Here is a 23,046-nt window from a genome sequence, read left to right on the forward strand (position 1 = left end):
GTTATTTTTTTTCTATTTTTTTAAAAATATTAATTACTTCCATTTTTATTTCTTTATTACTTAAGCCTTTAACGGAACTTTTAACAATAAAAACAATATCTTTATTTTCTAAGTTACTAGCTTTTACGCGAAACTGTTCACGTACTTGACGTTTAATTAAATTTCGCGCAACAGCAGTAGGCACTTTACGTTTAGTAATGGCCATACCGACTCGAGGCTGCTCATGGGTATTGGTACGCACAAACGCCATTAGATGGCTCTGATGAAGCTTACGCTCAGGTGCATCAAACACCTCACGAAAGGCCGCTGGCGTGAGTAAGCGCTGCGCTTTGGTGAAGCGAGCATTAGGTGGCGCTGAAACAATATTAGACATAGTACAACCTAGTATAAGAGCTGATAACAATAGCAGAAATAGTAGCGTAGAAATAATCATAAAGTATAGAGACAAAAAAAGCGCCGATGTGGGCGCTTTTAATATATGGCTAAGTGTCAGTTGTGATTATTGACGATCGCAATCTATAAATAATAGAAACACAACAAGCACTATGAGCCATGCTTATCGCAATCTACTGATTATACAGTAAGGCGATGACGTCCTTTAGCGCGGCGACGAGCTAAGACCTGACGGCCTTTTTTAGTTGCCATACGAGCACGGAAACCGTGAGTACGTTTACGCTTGATCACGCTTGGTTGGAATGTACGTTTCATAACTCACCTATCAAAATAATGGACTAAATTCGTAATAACGGAGGATTATATCATTGCATAGGATGTGGGTCAATAAACTATTCACTACGTTTTAAAGCAGCGTTATATTGCTCTTCGATTTTTTACTTTTTGTAGAAAGCTGATGGATTTTAAAAACTCATCTAAGAAGTTAGTCATCCTTTGCGTACTTGATGAATTTACTACTGTAAATCTTATTATCTAGTTTGAAAACAATTTGTATTATTGGCGATGATTTTTAAAGTTATCCACAATTTTGGTTGATTCTTATAATAATTAATTGATTAATATATATAGATATTGTTGTTATTGGGGTACTGTTTTTCTGTGGCTAAGTGTTGATTTTCCTTTATAATCAAAAATTTAAGCTATGGGTAACCCTGTGTATAACCTGTGGGTGAAATATGGATAACTTAATATGATTACTTATACACAAAAATATCCACAGGCTTATCCCCAGAAAACAAGGTTTTATCCACAGGTTATTTGTGGTAGATTACTCCCCTATAAGATATAAGGTGTTAGTGTACTTTGTAATAGGTTGTTTAACGTAAACCTCAACGCCTTTTTAAACCTAATTCGATCCATTCTTACAATAAAAAATGCTAATACTTTGAACTATAGGGCTACTGATATTCATGATAGATACAGCAAATATTTGGGATAAATGCCTAAACGACTTACGTTATCATGTCAAAGATAACGTGTTTACCATGTGGTTAAGACCATTGTCAGCTCATCAAGAAAACAACACTTTAATCATTCTTGCACCTAATGATTACTTTGTAACTTACATCAAAAAGAACCACTTAGAGGATATTCAGCAGCTGGTTGCTAAGCATAGTCAGGGAAGTATTGAAGAAGTTATTGTACGTGTTGATAATGCTGGTCGCGATATCGATGATAGTAGCTCGCTGCAATCGGGATCATTATTCTCAGAAGATAACCTCTCCCCTACCCCTTCAAATCATGATTTTGAAACGATTCATCATAATAATGCTAAAGCAGATATCGATGCCAATATGCGTCATGCGGAAGCCATTGACTCTGCTGATGCGAAATCCTTAAATTATTTAAATCCTGATTTTACCTTTGAAACCTTTGTCACAGGTAAGTCTAACAATCTTGCTTATAAGGCGTGCTACGAGCTTGGTAAACGTCAATCAAAAAATCGTCACAATCCTTTGTTTATATATGGACCTTCTGGTTTGGGGAAAACCCATTTAATGCATTCAGTAGCACATCGCTATTTAAAAAACAATCAAAATTTTTATTATTTCACTTCTGAAAAATTTATTAATCAATTGGTTTATTCATTAAGAAATAATAAAATAGAAGATTTTAAAAAGAAAATAAAAAAAGTAGATTTATTAATAGTAGATGATATTCATGTATTAGCTGGAAAGACTAAAAGTAGTAATGAGTTTTTAACATTGTTTGCAGATTTTACTAGTGGTGATAAACAGCTGATTTTGGCATCTGATCGGCATCCATCACAAATGACTGAATTTGACGAGCGCTTTAGATCTCGTTTTTCTTGGGGCTTAACGGTCGCAGTTGATCCGCCTGAAATTGATACGCGCGTACAAATCTTACAAAGGAAAGCCGCCTCTTATGGAATGAGCCTTCCTAAAGAATGTGCGTTATTCATCGCTCAAAATGTTGTTTCTAATGTGAGACGTTTAGAAGGTGCTTTAAACCAGGTATTTGCCAATGCTAACTTAACCGGCGCCCCTATTACTCTTGAAATGGTGCAATATGCCTTAAAAGATATTGTTGCCATGCGCGTACAAGCCGTCAATATGGATAATATTCGTAAAGTGGTCGCTGAATATTATGATGTGACGATTAAGGATATGCTCGGTCGCAAGCGTACGCGTAGTATTGCTAGACCTCGCCAAATAGCGATGGCACTATCACGAGAGTTGACCAGCGAGAGTTTTCCTGAGATTGGGCAGTCTTTTGGAGGACGCGACCACACAACAGTGATGCATGCTTGTGATAAAGTGAATGAATTACGTGCCGCCGATCCAGCGTTTGACAAGGATTACAAGACCCTAGCTTTGATGCTGCAAGCTGGTTAGAAGGCTCTACTATTACTATATTTTAGTAGATAGATATGGTTTATAATGTTGAAAACGGGCGTATACAGACCCCTAATAGATTATCGTAAGTAGACAGGGTATATTAAGTCAATATTCTTTATTTTTACAAAAAGAATCAATCAAATAAGAGTAACTAAGCATGCAATTATCGATTAATCGAGAGTCGTTACTAAAAGCCATTAACTTGATCGCCAAGGCTGCTGATAAACGCCATAATATGGTTATTTTGGGTAATATCAAGCTACAGCTATTTGAATCAGAGCTTGTTTTGACCGCTTCTGATTTAGAAGTAGAGCTGACATCGACGTTAAAATTGCCTGCTGGAGCTTGTGTTGAAGCAGGTACGACGACATTGCCTGCCACTAAATTAAGAGATATCTGTAAATCTTTGCCTGCTCAAGCACAAGTCAGTCTGATAACTCAAGAAAACCAACGCTGCTTATTGACCAGTGGCAAAAGTCGTTTTACCTTAGGTACATTGCCTAGCGAAGACTATCCAAGTTTGGGTAACCCTGAAAATATCACGCCATTGACGATTAGCCGTAGTCGTCTTATTGATTTGATTCATAAGACCCAATTTGCGATGGCGATTCAAGATGTCCGTTATTATCTAACGGGTATGCTATTTGATGTATCACAGCAGCAGTTAACGACGGTTGCAACCGATGGTCATAGACTGGCATTAGCACGTAGTGTTATTGAAGTCAGTGCTGATTTAAGTATGCAGGCTATCTTGCCACGTAAGGCTGTAATTGAGCTTGAGCGTTTGGCTACCGAGCTGGGCAAAATGCTTGGTGATAAAGACAATGCCGTCACGTTGAGTTTCGGTCGTGAATTTTTGCAAGTGAGCTTACCATTTGGTGACGTTGATAGTGCAGGGCAGGTTAGTCAGGATTTGATGGTGACTTTTACCGCGCGTCTGATTGATGGTAAGTTTCCTGATTATCGCCGTGTGATGCCTAGCAATACAGACAAACTTGCTCTATTTAATCAAGAGAAAATGATGGATGTGCTGCGCCGTGTCGCGATTTTGAGTAATGAGAAGTCTCGTGGCGTAGTATTTAACTTTGCCAGTGATGGTATGGTAGAAGTACGTGCCAATAACGCTGAGCAAGATGAAGCGGTTGAGATGATTCAAGCTAAGTATCAAGGCGAGCCAATGGAGTTGTCTTTTAATGCTGCTTATTTACAAGACGTGCTAGGTGTCATCCAAGGCGACTTGCAAATGCATATGAGCCAGTCAAATGCGTCAGTATTGGTTAATCAGTTAAATGATGAGTTTCATCAGTACGTTATTATGCCAATGCGCATATAATCTATTCTTTAAATGATAGATGATTAGGGTTGAAAATTATAATTGTTATGGATTTTAACCCTAATCATATCGATAATTTTAAGCTTCCAAAGCTTAAAATCTTATATTTTAATTAAACTTTTGCCTGCTAAAATACAAGCAGGATTTATAGGCGGCTGTCGGTATTATGATTGAACGTCTACAAATCTCTCACTTGCGCAATTTAACGCACATCAATTTATCGCCTGCAGCTTGTAATGTTATTATCGGCGCTAATGGCAGTGGTAAAACCTCGTTACTTGAAGCTATATTCTTGTTATCAAGAGGCAAAAGTTTCCGTCATCATCAGCCTAAACGCTATATCCAACATTATCAAGAGTCTGCCACTATACATGCTAATCTCAATGACAGCCGTACCTTAGCTATCCAAAAGAAAGCAGATGCAACGACTATTCTGCGTTTAAATCAAACCACCGTTTACAACCAAAGCATCTTGACCGAGCAGCTACCAACATTGCTTATAGATCCATCAACGATGGACATGCTAGAGCAGGGTAGTGCCAGTCGTCGCCAGTTATTGGATTGGTTAGTGTTTCACATGAAACAAGGCTTCCATTCCCAGTGGGTTGCTTATCAACGTCTTCTAAAACAGCGCAATAGTTTGTTAAAGCAACGGCGTCATTTGACTCAGGTTCAGCTTGCTGAGCTTAAGGCTTGGGATAAAGGGCTTTCCAGTCATGCAGCGCTGATTCATCACTACCGTCAAGCTATATTTGAAGCTTGGCAGCCTTATTTTTCTAAGAGCATTGCACAGTTATTGCCTGCTTATGCTGAGCAGTTAAGCTTAAGTTACAATGCGGGCTACGATACTGGTATAGCGCTCGACATACAGCTTAATGAACGCCTAGAGCAGGATTTGCAGTTGGGTTATACCCGTATTGGTAACCATCGTGCTGATATTCACGTGCATTGGCGCTCGATAGGCTCAAGACAGATAGCTGATGAGAATCTAAACTCACCTTTATCAGCGGATTCGACTGTTAAACTGCCTATTTTAAAAGAGCAAGCAGCTAATATTTTATCTCGTGGAGAAAAAAAACTATTGATTACGGCATTGCGTTTATCACAATTACCATTGTTGCTTAATGCTAAAACTAATAGCGAGCTATATAACAGTGACGCTAAATTAAGTGCTACACCAGTGGTATTACTAGATGATATTACCGCAGAGCTAGATAATAAGGCGATAGAGATTTTATTATCAACATTAGCACAGCTACCATGTCAGGTATTTGTGACCAGTTTGACAGACAGTATTTTACCTTTAGTACATGAATATTGGGAAAAATCTCAAGTGTTTCACATGAAACAAGGAGGTATTTTACCAGCTCAGTAGCTTTTACTAGGGTATTGATATCTGCGTTATTAAGCCTTATTTTATGTCCTTAAGCGCCCGTCCTCTTGCATATTTCACCCTCATCTTATACCGCATTCTGCTACTTAGAAATCGTTCCCTAAACAGTGACTTACAGGCAAAAAAATGCTAAAATAGAGCTTTATTTTTGTCCTATTCTTAGCAAGTTATCTTACCGTTTTATATGGATTTTTATTATTGGTTGTAAGGACTTAAGTTGTTGATAACAATGAATTTGATTCAATATCTTTAAACTTCATAGTTTTAAGAATAATTGCAGTATGGATCAAATAGAGTATGCAGACCTGACATATTTTTCAATCTGGTTTTTTGCCTCTATATTATTTTCTAAAAAGCTTGGGCCAACCTTAATAAAGACAGAATATGACTACAAAACGATATTATAGATAGCATCATTAAGTATCACCACTGTGGTGAGCTGATGATAAACAGCTGATAATGGCTAGATCAAGGAATGCACATGAGTGACTCATTACCTACCGACCACCAGCAATTAACGTCAGACAGCGCAGTTGAGACTATTGCCGCCGCTGTCGCTCCTGAGGTATTACCCTCTGATTACAGCTCGAAAGACATCCGAGTACTGCGCGGACTAGAAGCGGTGCGCGTGCGTCCTGGTATGTATATTGGTGATACCGATGATGGTACTGGCTTGCATCATATGGTCTTTGAGGTGGTGGATAACTCTATCGATGAAGCGCTTGCTGGTCATTGTGATCAAATTGATATCATTATCCACGAAGATGAATCTGTCAGCGTGATGGATAATGGTCGCGGTGTCCCTGTTGACATTCATCCAGAAGAAGGTGTGTCTGCCGCACAGGTTATTATGACGGTACTGCATGCTGGTGGTAAGTTTGATGATAATAGCTATAAAGTCTCTGGCGGTCTACATGGCGTTGGCGTTTCAGTCGTTAATGCATTATCCAAAAAGCTTGAGATGAATATCTGGCGTGAAGGTTATCATTATCATCAGACTTATACTGATGGTGTGCCTGATGGCGATATTCAGCAAATGGAAGCGACAGATCAAACTGGCACACAAATCCGTTTTTACCCTAGCAATGACGTATTTACCGGTACTATTTTTGAATATGATATTTTAGCCAAGCGTTTACGTGAGCTGTCATTTTTGAACTCAGGCGTACGTATTGTTTTGACTGATGAACGTATTGATAAGCGTCATGAGTTTGAACACAAAGGTGGATTGTCAGAGTTTGTCAGCTATATTAATGCTGGTAAAGATGGCATCAATGATGTGTTCCATTTTATCAGTAATCAAGATGATGGTATCAGTGTCGAAGTGGCGTTGCAGTGGACAGATACTTATAACGAAAAGGTGTTTTGTTTTACCAATAACATTCCACAACGTGATGGCGGCACGCATTTATCTGGCTTCCGCTCAGCACTCACGCGTTGTTTGAATACCTATATGGACCGTGAAAATCTTTTCAAAAAAGAGAAAGTGGCTGCGACTGGTGATGATGCCCGTGAAGGTCTAACGGCTATCGTATCTGTTAAAGTTCCAGATCCTAAGTTTTCAAGTCAAACCAAAGATAAGTTGGTATCAAGTGAAGTAAAATCTGCCGTCGAATCAGCAATGCACGATAAGTTTAATGATTATCTGCAAGAAAATCCAAGCGCTGGTAAATTAATTGCCGGTAAAATCATTGATGCTGCTCGTGCTCGTGATGCCGCTCGTAAAGCGCGTGAGATGACTCGTCGTAAGACCACATTAGATATCGCAGGTCTGCCGGGTAAATTGGCAGATTGCCAAGAAAAAGATCCTGCATTATCAGAGCTATACATTGTAGAAGGGGACTCTGCTGGCGGTTCAGCCAAGCAAGGTCGTAGCCGTAAAACGCAAGCAATTTTGCCTTTAAAAGGTAAAATCCTAAACGTTGAGCGCGCGCGTTTTGACAAGATGTTATCGTCACAAGAAGTCGGTAATCTAATTACTGCGCTTGGTTGTGGTATTGGTCCTGATGAATATAATCCTGATAAAGTTCGCTATCATAAAATCATCATCATGACCGATGCGGACGTTGATGGTTCACATATTCGTACCCTTTTATTAACCTTTTTCTTCCGTCAAACGCCTGAATTGATTGAACGTGGTTATATTTATATTGCTCAGCCACCGCTTTATAAAGTCAAAAAAGGTCGTCAAGAGCTGTATCTAAAAGATGATGAGGCACTTAAAGCGTATTTATTATCTTCAACGATTGATAATACTAGGCTGCATATCAGTGCTGATGCTCCTGCGATTACTGGTCAAGCGTTAGAGACTTTATTAAACGATTATAATCAAACGCAGCTTATTAAAGCGCGTTTGCAGATTCGTTATCCAGCCGTTTTGTTGGATGCCCTAACGCATACACCAAAGCTTAGTACTGATATTACGTATGATAAAGATGCAATGCAAGCATGGAAAGACACGCTACAGACCCAGCTTGAGCACTTTGGTAGTGACTTAAATCCTGAGATTGAGCTGGTGAATATCCATGCACCACAGCCTAAAAATATGGATGCCGCTGCCGCTGATTTACTGGGTATGAGACCTGTCGTTGCCGTTGAAGAAAGTGATAGCTCTGACACTGAAGCGGTAGTCGCAAAAGCACAATGGCTGCCACGTATTACGGTCTATGTGCATCAGTTGGCCCATCATTATTTGCTCGATGCCAGCTTTATCAATTCGGGCGAGTATACTAAGCTGCTGCGCTTATCAGCTGAATGGAATACCTTGCTTGATGAAGATGCCTTTATCCGCCGTGACGCAACAGCGGGTACAACCAAAGACATCCCAATACGTGACTTCGATTATTTGTGGCAGCAAATGATGCTTGACGCGCGTCGTGGTCTAGCGATCCAGCGCTATAAAGGATTGGGCGAGATGAATGCCGATCAGCTGTGGGATACTACCATGGATCCTGAAAACCGCCGTATGCTGCGCGTCAATATTGAAGATGCTATCGCAGCGGATCATATGTTCACCTGCTTGATGGGTGATCATGTAGAGCCGCGTCGTATCTTTATCGAAGAAAATGCGTTAACGGTTTCTAATTTAGATATCTAAATGGCATAATATTGTGAATCAATGAAAAACCACCGCTTTGGCAACCAATGCGGTGGTTTTTTAATATTAAGCTTGTTTCACGTGAAACTTAATTGTATAAATGCTTTAAATAATGGATATAGAAATGATCGAAGTTATTTTACTTGCTATAGCATTGGCAATGGATGCGTTTGCGGTATCAATTGGTTTAGGCGCTAAGTCCCAAAAACAATCGTCCGCTTATGTTTTACGTTTAGCGGTTTATGCAGCACTGTATTTTGGTATCGCACAAGGTGTAATGCCATTGATAGGGTATTTATTGGGTGCAGTATTGCTAGGCTGGTTGGCGACTGCTGCCCCGTGGCTTGGCGGTGGTATCCTTATTCTGCTTGGCGCTAAGATGTTATATGAAGCTTTTAATGGTGAGATTGAAGCGGTATTAGAAGACAGTTTTGATAGAAATATGCAAGAAAAAATCAATCATCGCATGATGTTTACACTAGCTATTGCCACCAGTATTGATGCCATGGCAGCAGGATTTACTTTAAATTTACTGGCACTTAATGCGTGGTTAGCATGCTCCATCATCGCTATTGTCACCGCTGGATTTGGCTTTTTTGGTATCTATTTAGGTAAGTCTTCTGGAACGTGGCTTGAGGATAAAGCTGAGATACTTGGTGGATTGGTATTGATAGCCATTGGTATAAAGGTTATGTTTATCCGTTAATAAGCACCATTATTTGGATTAATTCTCTACAATAAAAAGCACCCCTTTGATCATTAAAGGGGTGCTTTTTTGTTTCACGTGAAACTATAGTTATTTATAATCTTAATTATTATTTACTCTTCATCAGTATTAAAACGCCATGCAAGTATACGAGTACTTTTTTGACCTTGACTCATCTCGATGATACGCATTTGGGCGACACCAAGTTGTTTCAACAGTAATTGCAGAGGTTTTACGTTTTCTGACTTAGATACCAGTGTCGTAAACCAGCCAACATGCTCAGCGAAATCTTGACTCTCTTTTGCCATTTTGGTTAAAAAGGCAATCTCACCGCCCTCAGACCACAGCTCTTTATGCTGACCACCAAAGTTTAGGTTTTGCGCGGCATTGCCAGGCTTTGTTGAGCTGCGGCTAATTTGTTCGTTTTCATTCTTACCGCGATGTCGTTGCAAGTTATGTTGCTTACGACTATTGGCTTCCATCGCTTCTTCTAATGAGGCATGAAACGGCGGATTACAGACCACCACATCAAAGTAATCTTGGCGACCGATGATATTTTTAAAAATAAATTTAGGTTCGGTCTGTAGTTTGACTTTAACAGCACTTTTTAGCTTTGGATTGGTTTCACAAATCAGCGCGGCGGTATTGACCGAAATAGGATCAATGTCTGAGGCGGTAAATCGCCAACCGTAGCTTTGGCTACCAACAATCGGATAAATCGCGCTAGCACCCGTGCCAATATCGAGGGCGTGGATTTCTTTGCCAGTTGGTGGCGTATTGTCTTTATTCACATGCGTGGTTTGCGCGAGCAGGTCAGCGATATAATGGATATAGTCGGCACGACCAGGGATCGGTGGGCAGAGATAACCTTCAGGAATATCCCAAAATTTCACGCCATAATAATTTGCTAGTAGCGCTTGATTCAAGACGCGCACGGCGGCACTGTCTGAGAAGTTAATCGTCGACTCACCTTTAGGATTGGTAATGGTGTGCTTAGCAAGCTCAGGCAAAGCGCGAGTCAATACTTCAAAGTCATAACGACCTTGGTGCGGATTGCGCGGATGTAGCTGTCCTAATTTTTTGGCAGTTTCAGGCGATCTGTTTCTGTGATTATTGGCGGTCGGGCGACGGTTCATAGGCTTACTGGTCATAGTATCGGGCTTTGATGTTTGAATATAATGCACCATTTTAGCAGATTTCATGAGTCACTAGCGTCTTATCGACTACGTAAAATAAGATTTAATCCCAATATTATCATCGCTGTACCCAATACGCGGTCGATCCAATGTTCAAAACGCTGAAAGCGACGATGAACGGCAGGAATAGACAGTAACATCACCACGGTACTAAACCATGCCATCTGCAAGACCATCATCCATACGCCATAAATAGCCAGTTGCCACAGCGGTATATCGGGTGAGAGTACGAGGGTAAATATCGCGACGAAATATACTGGTGCTTTTGGATTAAACACATTACAAAAAAAGCCACGGCGCAGAATGGCAGTGGTCGATTCAGTATCAGTAGACAGTTTTTTATTAGAAATAGCTTTATCAGAAAGCGCTGTGTGAGTGATAAGCGTCTTTTGCTTGGCAAGCGTATCTTGTGGAACGTGAGCGCCTGAATCTGTTGGTTCTGCGGAAAGGGCTAAGTCAGCTGGCTTTTTAGCTTTGGCTTGAATGCCTTGCCATCCTAGATAAATAAGATAACTACCGCCTAACCATTTGATAGCGGTCAATAATGGCTGCGAGTGGGCAATCAGCGTTGCCAGTCCTAGCACCGAATAAATAATGTGTACGGCAAGACCCAAGGTAATACCAAGGCTACAAATCAAACCTGTGCGTCGACCTTTTGCCAAAGTTTGCTGCGAGACCAAAACAAAATCAGGACCTGGAGAGGCGGCAGCGAGTAGATGGACGCTGGTGATAAGCAAAAAACCGTGCCAAAATTCCATAAAATGCTCTGAGTCATGTCTTGAGTTGGATAATAGTTGCACATTAGCGTAAATGAGGTCAACTGATATTGATATCACCGCTGATATGGTGCTTGCGTTACACCGAACGTATGTCTATATTGAAAGGAAGGTTTATTAGCTGTAGTAATATCAATTTAGTGTAATTTGTACTCTATAAATGAATGCTTTAAAAAGGATAAGACCATGACTACGGAAAGCCACAATAGCAATGACACTCGCATTACCTATGACATCCAAGATTACATCTGTCTGATCGGACTCAATCGCGTGGATAAACGCAATGCCTTTGATAGCCATATGATCAAGCAACTCTCTGACGCACTCACTCAATATGAAAATGATGCGAATCTGCGTTGTGCGTTAATATTCGCGCATGGTGAGCATTTCACTGCTGGGCTTGATTTGATGGAGCTACAAGATAAATGGGATAAAGGCGCGTTTGAGTTTGCTGCCGACGAAATCGATCCGTGGGGAATCGGTGGGCAATTACGCAGTAAACCAGTCGTCGTCGCAGTACAAGGCACGTGCTTTACCGCTGGGATTGAGCTGATGCTCAATAGTGATGTCGTCATCGCAAGTGATAACTGCAACTTTGCGCAAATGGAAGTCCAGCGCGGCATCATGCCCTTTGGCGGCGCGACGGTACGCTTTGTCGCGGCTGCTGGCTGGCAAAAAGCCATGCCGTATCTGCTCACGGGCAAAGCGTTTGATGCGCAAACGGCTGATAGACTGAACTTGGTCAGTGAAGTGGTGGCAAATGGAGAAGAGTATGAACATGCGCTGACCATCGCCCAAGAGATTTGCAAAGCCGCACCACTTGGCGTACAAGGGCTGCTGTCATCGGCGCAAGATGCCAGCCGCAATGGGGCAGCTGCCGCGCTTGCTAATATCCATAGCTATTTGCCGCCGCTCTTTCATTCAGAAGATGCTAAAGAGGGTGCGATGGCGATGGTTGAGAGACGTGAGGCTGATTTTAGGGGGCGTTAGATCTTTTCTGAAGTTCAATCTATCTAAAGTCCCACGCCAAACACCTAAACCTAAGACCGTAATCGCAAATAGCAAAAACCTCGCAAGCGCGAGGTCTCATTATTTTATCGAGTATAACTGCTGATAACTGCACCAGCGTTAGTAGCTTGGCACTGACTATTTAGCCGACTTGTAGTAGTCCACCATCATAGTGCCTAACGTGCCGTTGTCATCGATAGTGACGATTCTGACAGTACCTGATTGTGCTGCGGTACTAGACTGCACTTGTCCGGCGTTACCTAAGACGACTTGGTTATTTTTCGCCGCCATTGCTCCGTTACCGATAGCGATGCTATTTATGCCGCCAGCCATAGATTTATTGCCTAACGCTACCGAGTTTGCACCTTGTGCGGCTGCCGCTTCACCAACTGCGGTAGAGCGTACGCCACTAGCATTGGCTAGATGACCAAACGCTTGCGCGCGTTCAGCAGTGGCTTTAGACTGCCAACCGATGGACGTTGAGCCTAGACCTGCGGCATTGGCTTCACCACCGACAGCGGTTGCGGAGTTTAGACCTGCATTGGCTTTATTACCGACAGCGACGGTATCGTTAGTGCCACCAGCCATGGCTGCTTCACCAACAGCGGTAGAGCGAACACCACTAGCATTGGCTAGATGACCAAAGGCTTGCGCGCGTTCAGCTGTGGCTTTGGATTGCCAACCGATAGACGTCGAGCCTAGACCTGCGGCATTGGCTTGACCACCGACAGCCGTAGCAGAATTAAGTCCTGCATTTGCCATATTACCGATAGCAACAGTATCATTGCTGCCGCCAGCAGTGGCTGTATTGCCAAGAGCGAGGGCAGTAGTGCTAGTAGTGTTTGCGGTGGTTTGTGCATTTGACGTTTGATAGTCAGCGCCTGTTGCCATAGTCGTGCATGAAGCGGTGGCAGCGATGGCTAAAGTAAGGGCACACGTTTTGAGTGCTAAGTTTGGTAAAAAGTCCATTTTCATCATGCTAAATCCTTTTAGAAAAGCCATCTTGGCTTAGTAGGGGGTTTGGGTAAAAGCTGATAGATCACAATCCTTGCAATATCAGCGTACTCTGGCATAAATAACTTGATCATATGTAGAGTCCGCAACATTAATGTAACACTAATTTTTAGCCATTATTCAAATAATGATGATGTTATATTTTTAAATATCATTTAAGCCGACGGATGAACAGTTATAATATAAAGCAATCGTAAAGGGGAATGCTGGTGTTGTACAACTTTGATGAAATAATAGACAGGTGTAACACGGGGTCGTTTAAATGGCATTATACCGATGAGACAATTCCGCTGTGGGTCGCGGATATGGACTTTAAGGCCGCCCAGCCTATTTTAGCGGCGATTGAGCAAGTAACGCAGCATGGCATATTGGGTTACACCGTGCCGACCGAGCCGTTGTATCAAGCGATTATCGACTGGCATGGCAGTCGTTATGACTTGTGGCTGGATCAACAGGATATCCTGTTTTCTCCGGGTGTCGTGCCAAGTTTGGTGCTGATGATGAAGGTATTTACCGAGGTAGGGGATGCGGTACTCATCAATGACCCTATTTATACGCCTTTTATGACCAAGGTTTTAGACAATGATCGTAAGCTGGTGACTTCTGCATTACAGGAGGTTGAGGGCCGATATCATCTAGATTTAGTCGATATCGAAGCCAAAATTATCGAGCATAAAGTTAAGCTATATTTGTTCTGCAATCCGCATAATCCGGGCGGGCGGGTATGGACAGCGGATGAGCTTGAAGCGCTGCTTTTCATCTGCAAAAAGCACGATGTGGCGATTGTGAGTGATGAGATTCATCAAGATTTAACTTTGAGTGGGCATACATTCACGCCTTTTTTAACCCTAGCAAAAGACTATGAACACAAAGTAGTAAACCTAACCTCGATGACCAAAACCTTTAATATTGCCGGTATCAAAGGCTCGATGATATTTGCTAAAGACAGCGGATTACTGAGTAAAATTAACCAGCAGCAGCGTTTAAGTGACGAACATGAGCTAAATTTATTTGCTTATACAGCGATGCGTAGTGCTTATGAGCAAGGTGACGAGTGGTTGGCGCAGGCGCTGACTTATATTGAAGCCAATATTGACTTAACGCTACAGTTTTTAGAAGAGCATTTGCCTAAAATTAAGGTGATGCGTCCAGAAGCTTCGTATTTGATTTGGCTAGATTGTTCGGCATATGCGCAAGACGATCAAATGCTTTATGACAAATTGAGAGCTGCTAAGGTTGAGCTGAGTGCAGGGATTAAATATGGTGGTGAAGGCCATCTTAAAATGCGCCTCAATGTGGCGTGTCCTAAAGCGCTGCTGATAGAAGGGCTAAACCGTATGCAAACAGCATTAAATAGCGATGTTTTTAATATAGTCGATTCAATTTAAAAAGAATACGGTGTTGCTGGGATAAATTTTGCGAAGCTTCTGGAGTGCGAAGTGCACAGCAAGCGAGGAAAGTTTATCCCAGCATAACGCTATTTTTAACATGCCTCTTTTATATCGAACTGACTGTATTACTTAGCTGGATAACCCGTAATATCTTGAATGCTTTGATATAAAGGCTTTAAGCGCTCATACATTTTGAGATAAACCTCATTATAAAGGCGTTTGTAGAGCTGGACATTGGCTTCGATAGGTAAGAATCCATCACCCAAATGGGTCATGGCCTGAGTTGCGGTTAAATGGTCGGGATAAACGCCAAGTCCCACCGCACAATTGATAGCAGCGCCTAAGCCTGAGGCTTCATAAGTATGCGGTCGATAAGCGGGCATACCGAAGATATCTGCCGTCAGTTGCATCGCTGAGTCACTTTGGGAACCACCGCCAGACACACGCAGATGTTTAATGGCTTTGCCTGTACGCTTCTCAATGGTATCAAAACCAAGCTTTAGCTCATAAGCCAGCCCTTCCAAAATAGCGCGGTAGACATGCGCTCGCGTATGTACATCACCAAAACCAATAAGCGCACCTTTGCCTTCAAGACCCGGATGACGAACACCGGGCGACCAGTACGGCTGCATCATCAAACCCATACAGCCTGCTGGAATGTCTTTGACTGCCTTATCGAGTAGTTTTTCAGTATCAACACCCTGCGTTTTTGCCAGTTGCTCTTCATACTGGGCAAATTGCTCCTTAAACCAGCTGACCATCCAAAAGCCGCGATAAATCATATACTCATGATTGTAGTAATTTGGCGCGGCGGCGGTATAAGCGGGCATGTGCTTGAGTATCTCAATATAATGGCTCGACGTGGTATTAATAGTCGCAGTAGTGCCAAAGCTTAAGCAGGCGGTATCGGCGGCAAGTCCGGCGGAACCCAACGCTTCGCACGCTTTATCACTGGCGGCAGCAATCATTGGCGTGCCTTCAAGAATACCAGTAGCGGCGGCAGCGTGAGCGGTAATATGACCAAGTAGCTGCCCAGGTGGCATAAGTTTGGGCATTTGCTCTAGTCGGCAACTAAACAGTCGCCATTTGATGTTGTTTGGCTTAAACCATGCTTGCGCTTTGTAATCGTAAGGCAGATAGCCTAAGGCATGACCAGTAGAGTCGGCAATCTCGCCTGTGAGCTGATAGGTGAGGTACGCGGATAAATTGACATAATGAGTGGTTTTTGCCCACATTTCTGGTTCATGATGCGCAAGCCAATTACAGCGTGCTTTTTGCTGCGCCTCTTGTACCAGCTCGCCCATACCGATGACTTTGGTGAGTGGACCTAGAAAGCCTATGTCATTGTTCTCGCCGCGACGCAAATCCATCCACACAATGGCTGGACGTAGCGGTTGTTTATCCTTGTCCAAACATATCATGGTATAGCGCTGGGTGGCGAGACTGACGCCGGCAATTTGCGCTGGGCTAATATCGCAGGTTTGCCACAACTGCTGACAGGCCTCGCTTAATTTTTGCCAATAGTAGTCAGCATGTTGCTCGGCAAAACTAGGCTGCTCAGAAAAATACGGCTCGATAGGGACGCGTGCTTTGGCTATCTCGGTGCCGAATTGATCAAAGATAAGCGCTCTCACGCTTTGGGTGCCATTGTCGATAGCTAAGAAATAAATAGGCGCATCAAAGTTGTCGGTCATAGTCATCCTTAACTATGTGGGAATATAGATTGAAGCTAACTTAGAGTATAAAGCGGAACGGGTATTAATTTTTCTAGCTTGCTGTGCCTACGCCGATAGAGGCTAAAAAAATCATCCCAGTTCCGTCATATCTTTTCAACACTGAGTTTAGTATAGATAAATTAGGATATAAAAAAGCGCTAAGCCACAGGCAGATAATAGTAGCGTTGCCATAAGGCTTGATAACGGTCAGCCTCTTGCTGCCATTTTTGCTCATCCCAGCCTAGCTCCTGCTGACATATTTGCTTGACTCGCTGACTGATTAGCGGGGTCATCGCACCATTGGGCAATATAAGACCCAAGCGCGTGCGTCGTAGTAATAAATCATCCAAATGAATAACCTGCTCATAGCGAGCAGCAAAGCGAATCTCCGCCCAAATGGTATTGCTATCGGTCACATAAGCCAAGTCATCGTCATGAGCCAGCTCTAGCAAAGTATCGAGCTGTAGGCCATAAAAACCTTTTAAGCGCTGTTGTAATGGTAGCGGCAGGGCAGTAAATTTAGGATTGGTTGAGGTTTGCTTGCTAAAAACTTGGCTGCTATATAACACATTATCTTGAGTAGCTGATTCATCGAGTTCGAGCACCTTTTGACAGACTTTTAGTACATCAAGGGCGATTAGGCGAAAGGTGGTTAATTTGCCACCGCTTACAGTGACCAGATTATTATCCAACCAGACGCTATGATCGCGTTTTTCCTTACTAGGACTGACGCGCTTACCATCATTGCCATCAGAAATCAGTGGTCGCACGCCTGCCCATGAGCTGATGACATCCTTGCGGCTAATATCTACATCATCAAAAAGATCGTTGGTCGCGGTCAAAAGATAGTCCACCTCAGCATTGGTAATGCCGACTTCTGTATCATCTAAGGGTGGATGGTCCAAATCAGTAGTACCAAGAACGGTTCGGTTCTCCCACGGAAAGACAAAGATTGCTCTTTTATCGACAGGATGCAAAAAGGTATACGCTTGATTGAGCGGTAGGCGCTCTTGACTAACCACCAAATGACTGCCACGCGATGGACGAATTTGCTTATGAAAGGTTTGTTCCGTTTGCTGACTGGCTTGCATCCGTAACGTATCTGCCCAAGCGCCCGTGGCACTGACCACGACTTTGGCCTGAACGTCGTGAGTATGGGTGCTATGTTGAGGCGAGGTATCTTTTAGAGTAGCCCCCACCACTAAGCCTTGTTCAGTGGTTATGAGTGATTCTGCTTTAAGATAGTTAATCGCATGCGCACCATCATGAATAGCTTCGTCCAATACCCGCATCACGAGCCGTGAGTCATCGGTCACAGCATCACTAAATTGACTGGCACCCAAAAACTTATCTTGTTTAATATGAGGGTTAAGGCTAAGAAAGGCGTCTTTTTCAAAGTACTTAAAGTAGTGCTTACCCGCGAGCTTATCATATACCCTAAGCAGATTATTAAATATCCATGGCGGTGGAAACTTGCCTTTGTAATGAGGCATGACATAGTGCATCTCATTAACGAGACCACTCGCTTCATTCAGCATGCGTTCACGCTCGCGTACGCTGTGCAGTGTCGTCTTGAAATCGCCCGAGGCAATGTAACGTAGCCCGCCATGTACCATTTTGCTTGAGCGGCTGGAGGTGCCCCAAGCGAAGTCTTTTTGTTCAATTAATAGTACTGCTAAGCCGCGCCTTGCTGCTTCGCGAGCAATACCAGCACCAGTGATCCCGCCACCGATGATGAGCATATCCCATGGTTCAGAACGAGACAGTGGTGCTAATGCTTGCTGGCGTTGTTGATATTGATTAGCTCGGTTCATAGACGACTCATTTTAATTGTTATTTAATTTCAACTATGTATGTTATCCAAATAATCTAATTCATAGTCGTTACTAAATAAAATAAATACACTATATTATAATGCGCGACTGGTATTAATTTTCCTTGCGTGCTGTGCCTACGCCGACAGAGGCTGCGAAAAATCAATGCCAGCCGCGCTGTAACGCTCTTAAACCAAACTAACTATAAACAAGGTTTTTGAGTAAAGTTATTATTCAATCAAAACACCCGGATTCATACGCTGCTCAGGGTCCAGACTTTTAAGCATATCACGGGTAACCTGAATACCTAGCTTACCCTTTTCAGCAGTGAGGTAAGGGACATGGTCACGGCCGACACCATGCTGGTGCGATATTGTCGCTTTGCCATTTGCCAGACTTGAGCTGGCAGCATGCTTGATTTTTTGCCAGCGACTTAAGGTACTGGTGTGATCTCTAGCCGCTCTAAAGAAGTAGGTGGTATAAAGGCTAGCACCTTGCTTATACACATGTGAGATATGCGTAAATGCCATCACGGCTTCGCCTTCGTCTGCCAGTGCAGTTTGCACCGCTGCTTGCATCTGCTGCATTTGCTCGTCGATATTATGCCAATTGGTCGCGGTCTCAAAGGTATCCACCATGATGCCTTTCTCCCACAAAGTACCGCGCAAATATGGAAATTTAAAACGCCCATGTGACCATATCTTACCCATCAGATTGGCAAGCTTGCCACTGATACCCCCATGCTGCTTTAACAGATTTTTAAACTGCGTCAGTGCCAGCGCATTCTGTGCTTTATCACCTGATAGGCCATAAGTCAGCATGACTTTTTGTGAACCTAATCCGCGCGCTTTTAGATAGGTGTTGATTGCCAAAAATTGACTGGGCGTCGTGCCTAAATGTAGGTGAGCATCAGTCTCGACCGCATTGCTCAGGCGTAGCATCGATAGGCGGATGTTTTTTTGTACCGCTTGTCTGAGCACTTCTTTACCCGCCTCCCAATTGGGTAAAAATACCACTTTGAATAGCTCTTCTTCCGGTTGTGACTGCACGCGCATTTTGACTTCGGTAAAAATACCGGCGCGGCCTTCAGTACCCATCATCATTTCACGCAGATCAGGCCCTGCTGCTGACGCTGGAATATCAGCGATATTGAGTACACCTTGCGGCGTGACCAACGTACCACCAGCAAACATCTGCTCGATACGTCCGTAACCCAATGACTGCTGACCGCTAGAGCGTGCTGCAATCCAGCCGCCAAGCGTCGATAGCTCCCACGACTGCGGATAATGTCCTAAACGGTAACCGTGGGCATTTAATTGTGCCTCGACTGCTGGACCTTGTGTACCTGCGCCAAAAGTAGCAATTTGGCTCTCTATATCCAAGTCAATCAGCTGATCCATCCTACTCATAGCAATAGTCAATATGGGGCGTGAGCCTTTTTGCGGGTTGATATGACCAGCGACTGAGGTACCGCCGCCAAAAGGAATGACGATCAGGTCGTACTCGCTTGCTAGTTTTAATAAGGTTTCGACATCAGCGGTTGATTGCGGATGCGCCACGCCATCAGGAAAGACTTTAAAGTCGCCACCATGCATGGCTATCCAATCTGGGAAGCTTTGACCACGGGCGTGTCTGAGTCTTACCTCGTTATCGACAGATACAGTATCAAGCTCAATCATAGCAGCAGGTAAGCGTGATTTTGGAACGGTTTTGAGCACCTTTTGTAAGCTGACAGAAGACAGTTTTTTAGTTTTACCGATATGAGATTTGATCAGTTTTGCGCCATGTGGCGAGACTTTTTTATTGATACTGACATTGCCCCAACCATTCCAGCGCGTCTGTTCTATAGGTGTGTTGGCAGGTGTAGTGACGGACGTATCTATTTTTGAGAGCGTATCTAAACTGGTATTATCAATAGGAGAGGTCGTTGAGATAGAGGCAGTTTTAGACGTTTTACGCATAAAGGATTTAATTTTGCTCATAGTAAATTTAACCTATCTATTTATAATCACGGTTTGAGTGTCGCTACTGTGGCTATCTCATTGTCCATAATCAGGCAATGAGGATATTATTCTTTATCGAATTAGCATATCACAAATGATCTGATTATTTGATATATACTAAACATTAGTAGAATAATTAAAAAATAGACAATAATAAACGTATATCTAACCGCCACTACATTCGTGAAACTTGTTAAAATAGCGCACCAATTTATTTATTGATGGACACTACGTTATGACAACTGCTGCCAACGTTCCTACTATTAAAGAAGATCGCATCTTAATTCTCGATTTTGGCTCGCAGTACAGCCAGCTTATCGCCCGCCGTGTCCGTGATTCAGGCGTATTCTGTGAGATGTTCCCTTATGATATCGACACTCAGCGCATCATCGATTTTGGCGCAAAAGGCGTTATCTTATCTGGTGGTCCTGAGAGCGTCCACGCAGATGACAGCCCACGCATCAACGATGCTGTATTTGATATAGGCGTACCAGTATTAGGTATCTGCTATGGTATGCAAGCGATGGCAGAGCGTTTCGGTGGTAAAGTTCACGCCAGTGATATCCATGAATTTGGCGCAGCAACCATCAATATCGATGGCAAATCAACGCTGACTGATGGTATCGAAGACGCAGCAGCGAAGCTAAATGTCTGGATGAGTCATGGCGATAAAGTAGTCGACGCCCCACAAGGTTTCGATATCGTCGCCAGTACGCCAAGCTGCCCGATTGCGATCATGGCAGATGATTCGCGCCATTATTATGGGCTACAGTTCCATCCTGAAGTGACGCATACCGCACAAGGTCAGGCATTGCTAGGACGTTTTGTCCATCAAATCTGTGACTGCGCGGGTAGCTGGACGCCTGATAACATCATCGATATGCGTATCGAGCAACTCAAAAAGCAAATCGGTGATAAGCAAGTATTGCTAGGTCTTTCAGGTGGTGTAGACAGCTCAGTTGTCGCAGCATTATTGCATAAAGCCATCGGCGATCAATTAACGTGCGTGTTTGTCGATACTGGTCTGCTTCGTCTGCATGAAGGCGATCAAGTGATGCAAATTTTTGCAGAAAACATGGGCGTAAAAGTCATTCGTGTTGATGCCGAAGAGTTATTCTTAACGGCATTGGCTGGCGAGTCTGATCCAGAAGCCAAGCGTAAAATCATCGGTAAAACCTTTATCGATGTATTTGCCAATAGTGCTCGTGAAGTCAGCGAGCAGAGCGATGGTAAAGTCATCGAATTCTTAGCGCAAGGTACGATTTATCCAGACGTGATTGAATCTGCCAAGTCGCATCAAGGTAAAGCGCACGTCATTAAGAGTCATCATAACGTTGGTGGTTTGCCAGATGATTTAGCGTTTGAATTGGTTGAGCCGTTACGTGATTTGTTCAAAGATGAAGTACGTAAATTGGGTATTACCCTAGGTTTGCCTGCCAAAATGATTAACCGTCATCCGTTCCCAGGACCGGGTTTGGGCGTGCGTATCTTGGGCAAAGTGACCAAAGAGTTTGCTGATATCCTACGTTCTGCTGATGCTATCTTTATGGAAGAGCTTGAGCGTTCAGGTTGGTATGAGAAAACCGCGCAAGCATTTGCGGTATTCCAACCAATCAAATCGGTTGGTGTGGTCGGTGATGGTCGCCGCTATGCGTGGGTGATTGCGCTACGTGCCGTTGAGACTGTTGACTTTATGACCGCACGCTTTGCGCATCTGCCGTATGATTTGATTGAAACGGTATCGAATCGAATCATGAACGAAATCGCTGAAGTTTCACGCGTGACTTATGATGTGTCGAGCAAGCCACCTGCGACGATTGAGTGGGAATAATTCTCCGCTTGATATTCAGATGAAATAAAAAAAGCACTCAACTTGGTTGGGTGTTTTTTTAGTTTAAAATTAAGTGTTTTACTCACTAAATTCTGCTTCGATAGCAGCAACTTTGTTTATTAACTGATTATTAAATTCTAAATGATTTAAAGAGTAGTGAGCTTTTCGATGACAGGTAGGGCACAATGCGATGACGTTTTGAGGTAAGTCCGCACCACCATCTGCCAACCTAGTTAGATGATGGACTTCGAGATAAGGTCCAGATTTAGTTTCAAATGGAGCTATCTCATTACATCCCTCGCATATACCATTAGCTCTTTTTTTGGCATACAGTTTAATTGCTGTACTACGGTTTTGAATAGATTGAATTTTTTCTTGAGTGCTTGCGTGGGTTGGTGTTGAACTTAAGGCAATCTCTCGTAGTTGCTGTAATGACTTACCTTTACTAGGCTTAGTGACATAAACGGCTTTAGGGGCTTCAACTAGTTTAGAAGTCAGAGTTTGAGCTTTATCAATATTTTTAGTATTAACTATATCTAGATGAAAAACGATAGCGTCACGAAGCTCGCTATTTCTATCTGGCCGTTCTTCAATATGATGAAAAATGTAATTGCAATACCCTAAAAATCGTACAAATCCTCGTGATGTTGATTCGAAAAGTAGGATTTCTTTATTGTTTCTTTGATGGTCATGAATTGCCAAATTACCTTTGGTCATTTTCATGTCACCTTCTTGCCCTTCACCAGTATATTTAAACGTGCCGTTAGGATCAAAATCATCAATATAACCATACTCACCACCAGCATCGCCGGTGAAAATAAATATATATGGATGCTCGGCAGGCGTTGCTATACCACCATATTGTTGCCCTTTATATATACCGTGTATATCAGAACGACGGTTATAAATTTCTCCTATTTCAAACACTATGACTTCCTTGTTATTTACATTAAGGG

Annotated in this window: 17 protein-coding genes; 8 read left to right on the forward strand and 9 right to left on the reverse strand. The window is 42.9% G+C overall.

Features of this window, described 5'->3' with window-relative positions; genetic code table 11:
• Position 1: 1 nt before the first annotated feature.
• Both rnpA and rpmH read right to left on the reverse strand, forming a co-directional pair.
• The gene (rnpA, locus tag PCRYO_RS00005; RefSeq protein WP_011512378.1) at positions 2-373 is read right to left on the reverse strand and encodes a ribonuclease P protein component; all 372 of its coding nucleotides are present in this window, start codon (positions 371-373) and stop codon (positions 2-4) included.
• Positions 374-573: 200 nt separating this feature from the next.
• Positions 574-708 carry a 50S ribosomal protein L34 gene (gene rpmH / locus PCRYO_RS00010; protein WP_007394757.1) on the reverse strand — a complete coding sequence of 45 codons (135 nt, stop codon included), beginning with the start codon at positions 706-708 and terminating at the stop codon, positions 574-576.
• Between the two features lie 656 nt (positions 709-1,364).
• On the opposite strand from rpmH, the gene dnaA reads away from it, so the two are divergent.
• From dnaA to PCRYO_RS00035, 5 genes are all read left to right on the forward strand, one after another.
• The gene (dnaA, locus tag PCRYO_RS00015) at positions 1,365-2,810 is read left to right on the forward strand and encodes a chromosomal replication initiator protein DnaA (RefSeq protein ID WP_011512379.1); all 1,446 of its coding nucleotides are present in this window, start codon (positions 1,365-1,367) and stop codon (positions 2,808-2,810) included.
• Between the two features lie 160 nt (positions 2,811-2,970).
• Complete coding sequence (gene dnaN, locus PCRYO_RS00020) at positions 2,971-4,146, forward strand: DNA polymerase III subunit beta (protein WP_011512380.1); 1,176 nt, start codon at positions 2,971-2,973, stop codon at positions 4,144-4,146.
• A gap of 166 nt (positions 4,147-4,312) precedes the next feature.
• Positions 4,313-5,521 carry a DNA replication/repair protein RecF gene (gene recF, locus PCRYO_RS00025; RefSeq protein WP_011512381.1) on the forward strand — a complete coding sequence of 403 codons (1,209 nt, stop codon included), beginning with the start codon at positions 4,313-4,315 and terminating at the stop codon, positions 5,519-5,521.
• Between the two features lie 499 nt (positions 5,522-6,020).
• Complete coding sequence (gene gyrB, locus PCRYO_RS00030; protein ID WP_011512382.1) at positions 6,021-8,636, forward strand: DNA topoisomerase (ATP-hydrolyzing) subunit B; 2,616 nt, start codon at positions 6,021-6,023, stop codon at positions 8,634-8,636.
• A 124-nt stretch (positions 8,637-8,760) separates the two neighbouring features.
• Complete coding sequence (locus PCRYO_RS00035) at positions 8,761-9,342, forward strand: manganese efflux pump MntP (protein WP_041752892.1); 582 nt, start codon at positions 8,761-8,763, stop codon at positions 9,340-9,342.
• Positions 9,343-9,455: 113 nt separating this feature from the next.
• Here the strand turns inward: PCRYO_RS00035 and rlmF are convergent, their stop codons facing one another.
• Positions 9,456-10,493: a 23S rRNA (adenine(1618)-N(6))-methyltransferase RlmF gene (rlmF, locus tag PCRYO_RS00040; RefSeq protein ID WP_041753306.1), complete on the reverse strand. Its 1,038-nt coding sequence runs from the start codon at positions 10,491-10,493 to the stop codon at positions 9,456-9,458.
• Positions 10,494-10,558: 65 nt separating this feature from the next.
• Positions 10,559-11,296, reverse strand: a complete 738-nt coding sequence (locus PCRYO_RS00045; protein WP_011512385.1) for a LysE family translocator — start codon at positions 11,294-11,296, stop codon at positions 10,559-10,561.
• A 204-nt stretch (positions 11,297-11,500) separates the two neighbouring features.
• On the opposite strand from PCRYO_RS00045, the gene PCRYO_RS00050 reads away from it, so the two are divergent.
• Complete coding sequence (locus PCRYO_RS00050) at positions 11,501-12,304, forward strand: crotonase/enoyl-CoA hydratase family protein (RefSeq protein ID WP_011512386.1); 804 nt, start codon at positions 11,501-11,503, stop codon at positions 12,302-12,304.
• A 156-nt stretch (positions 12,305-12,460) separates the two neighbouring features.
• Here the strand turns inward: PCRYO_RS00050 and PCRYO_RS00055 are convergent, their stop codons facing one another.
• The gene (locus PCRYO_RS00055; protein ID WP_011512387.1) at positions 12,461-13,300 is read right to left on the reverse strand and encodes a membrane protein; all 840 of its coding nucleotides are present in this window, start codon (positions 13,298-13,300) and stop codon (positions 12,461-12,463) included.
• A 239-nt stretch (positions 13,301-13,539) separates the two neighbouring features.
• Here PCRYO_RS00055 and PCRYO_RS00060 point away from each other — a divergent pair, with 239 nt between their 5' ends.
• Positions 13,540-14,724, forward strand: a complete 1,185-nt coding sequence (locus PCRYO_RS00060; RefSeq protein WP_011512388.1) for a MalY/PatB family protein — start codon at positions 13,540-13,542, stop codon at positions 14,722-14,724.
• A gap of 128 nt (positions 14,725-14,852) precedes the next feature.
• Here the strand turns inward: PCRYO_RS00060 and PCRYO_RS00065 are convergent, their stop codons facing one another.
• The 3 genes from PCRYO_RS00065 to PCRYO_RS00075 form a co-directional block, all read right to left on the reverse strand.
• Positions 14,853-16,421, reverse strand: a complete 1,569-nt coding sequence (locus PCRYO_RS00065; protein ID WP_011512389.1) for an FGGY-family carbohydrate kinase — start codon at positions 16,419-16,421, stop codon at positions 14,853-14,855.
• A 179-nt stretch (positions 16,422-16,600) separates the two neighbouring features.
• On the reverse strand, positions 16,601-18,256 hold the full coding sequence (locus tag PCRYO_RS00070; RefSeq protein ID WP_011512390.1) for a glycerol-3-phosphate dehydrogenase/oxidase: 1,656 nt from the start codon (positions 18,254-18,256) through the stop codon (positions 16,601-16,603).
• Between the two features lie 230 nt (positions 18,257-18,486).
• Complete coding sequence (locus PCRYO_RS00075) at positions 18,487-20,238, reverse strand: FAD-binding oxidoreductase (RefSeq protein WP_011512391.1); 1,752 nt, start codon at positions 20,236-20,238, stop codon at positions 18,487-18,489.
• Positions 20,239-20,494: 256 nt separating this feature from the next.
• Between PCRYO_RS00075 and guaA the strand changes: the two genes are divergently transcribed.
• Positions 20,495-22,090, forward strand: coding sequence for a glutamine-hydrolyzing GMP synthase (guaA, locus tag PCRYO_RS00080; protein WP_011512392.1), 1,596 nt, complete (start codon positions 20,495-20,497; stop codon positions 22,088-22,090).
• Positions 22,091-22,168: 78 nt separating this feature from the next.
• Here the strand turns inward: guaA and PCRYO_RS00085 are convergent, their stop codons facing one another.
• On the reverse strand, positions 22,169-23,017 hold the full coding sequence (locus PCRYO_RS00085) for an HNH endonuclease (protein WP_011512393.1): 849 nt from the start codon (positions 23,015-23,017) through the stop codon (positions 22,169-22,171).
• Between the last annotated feature and the right edge of the window lie 29 nt (positions 23,018-23,046).

The organism is Psychrobacter cryohalolentis K5, assembly GCF_000013905.1.
In the GTDB taxonomy this organism is placed as follows: domain Bacteria; phylum Pseudomonadota; class Gammaproteobacteria; order Pseudomonadales; family Moraxellaceae; genus Psychrobacter; species Psychrobacter cryohalolentis.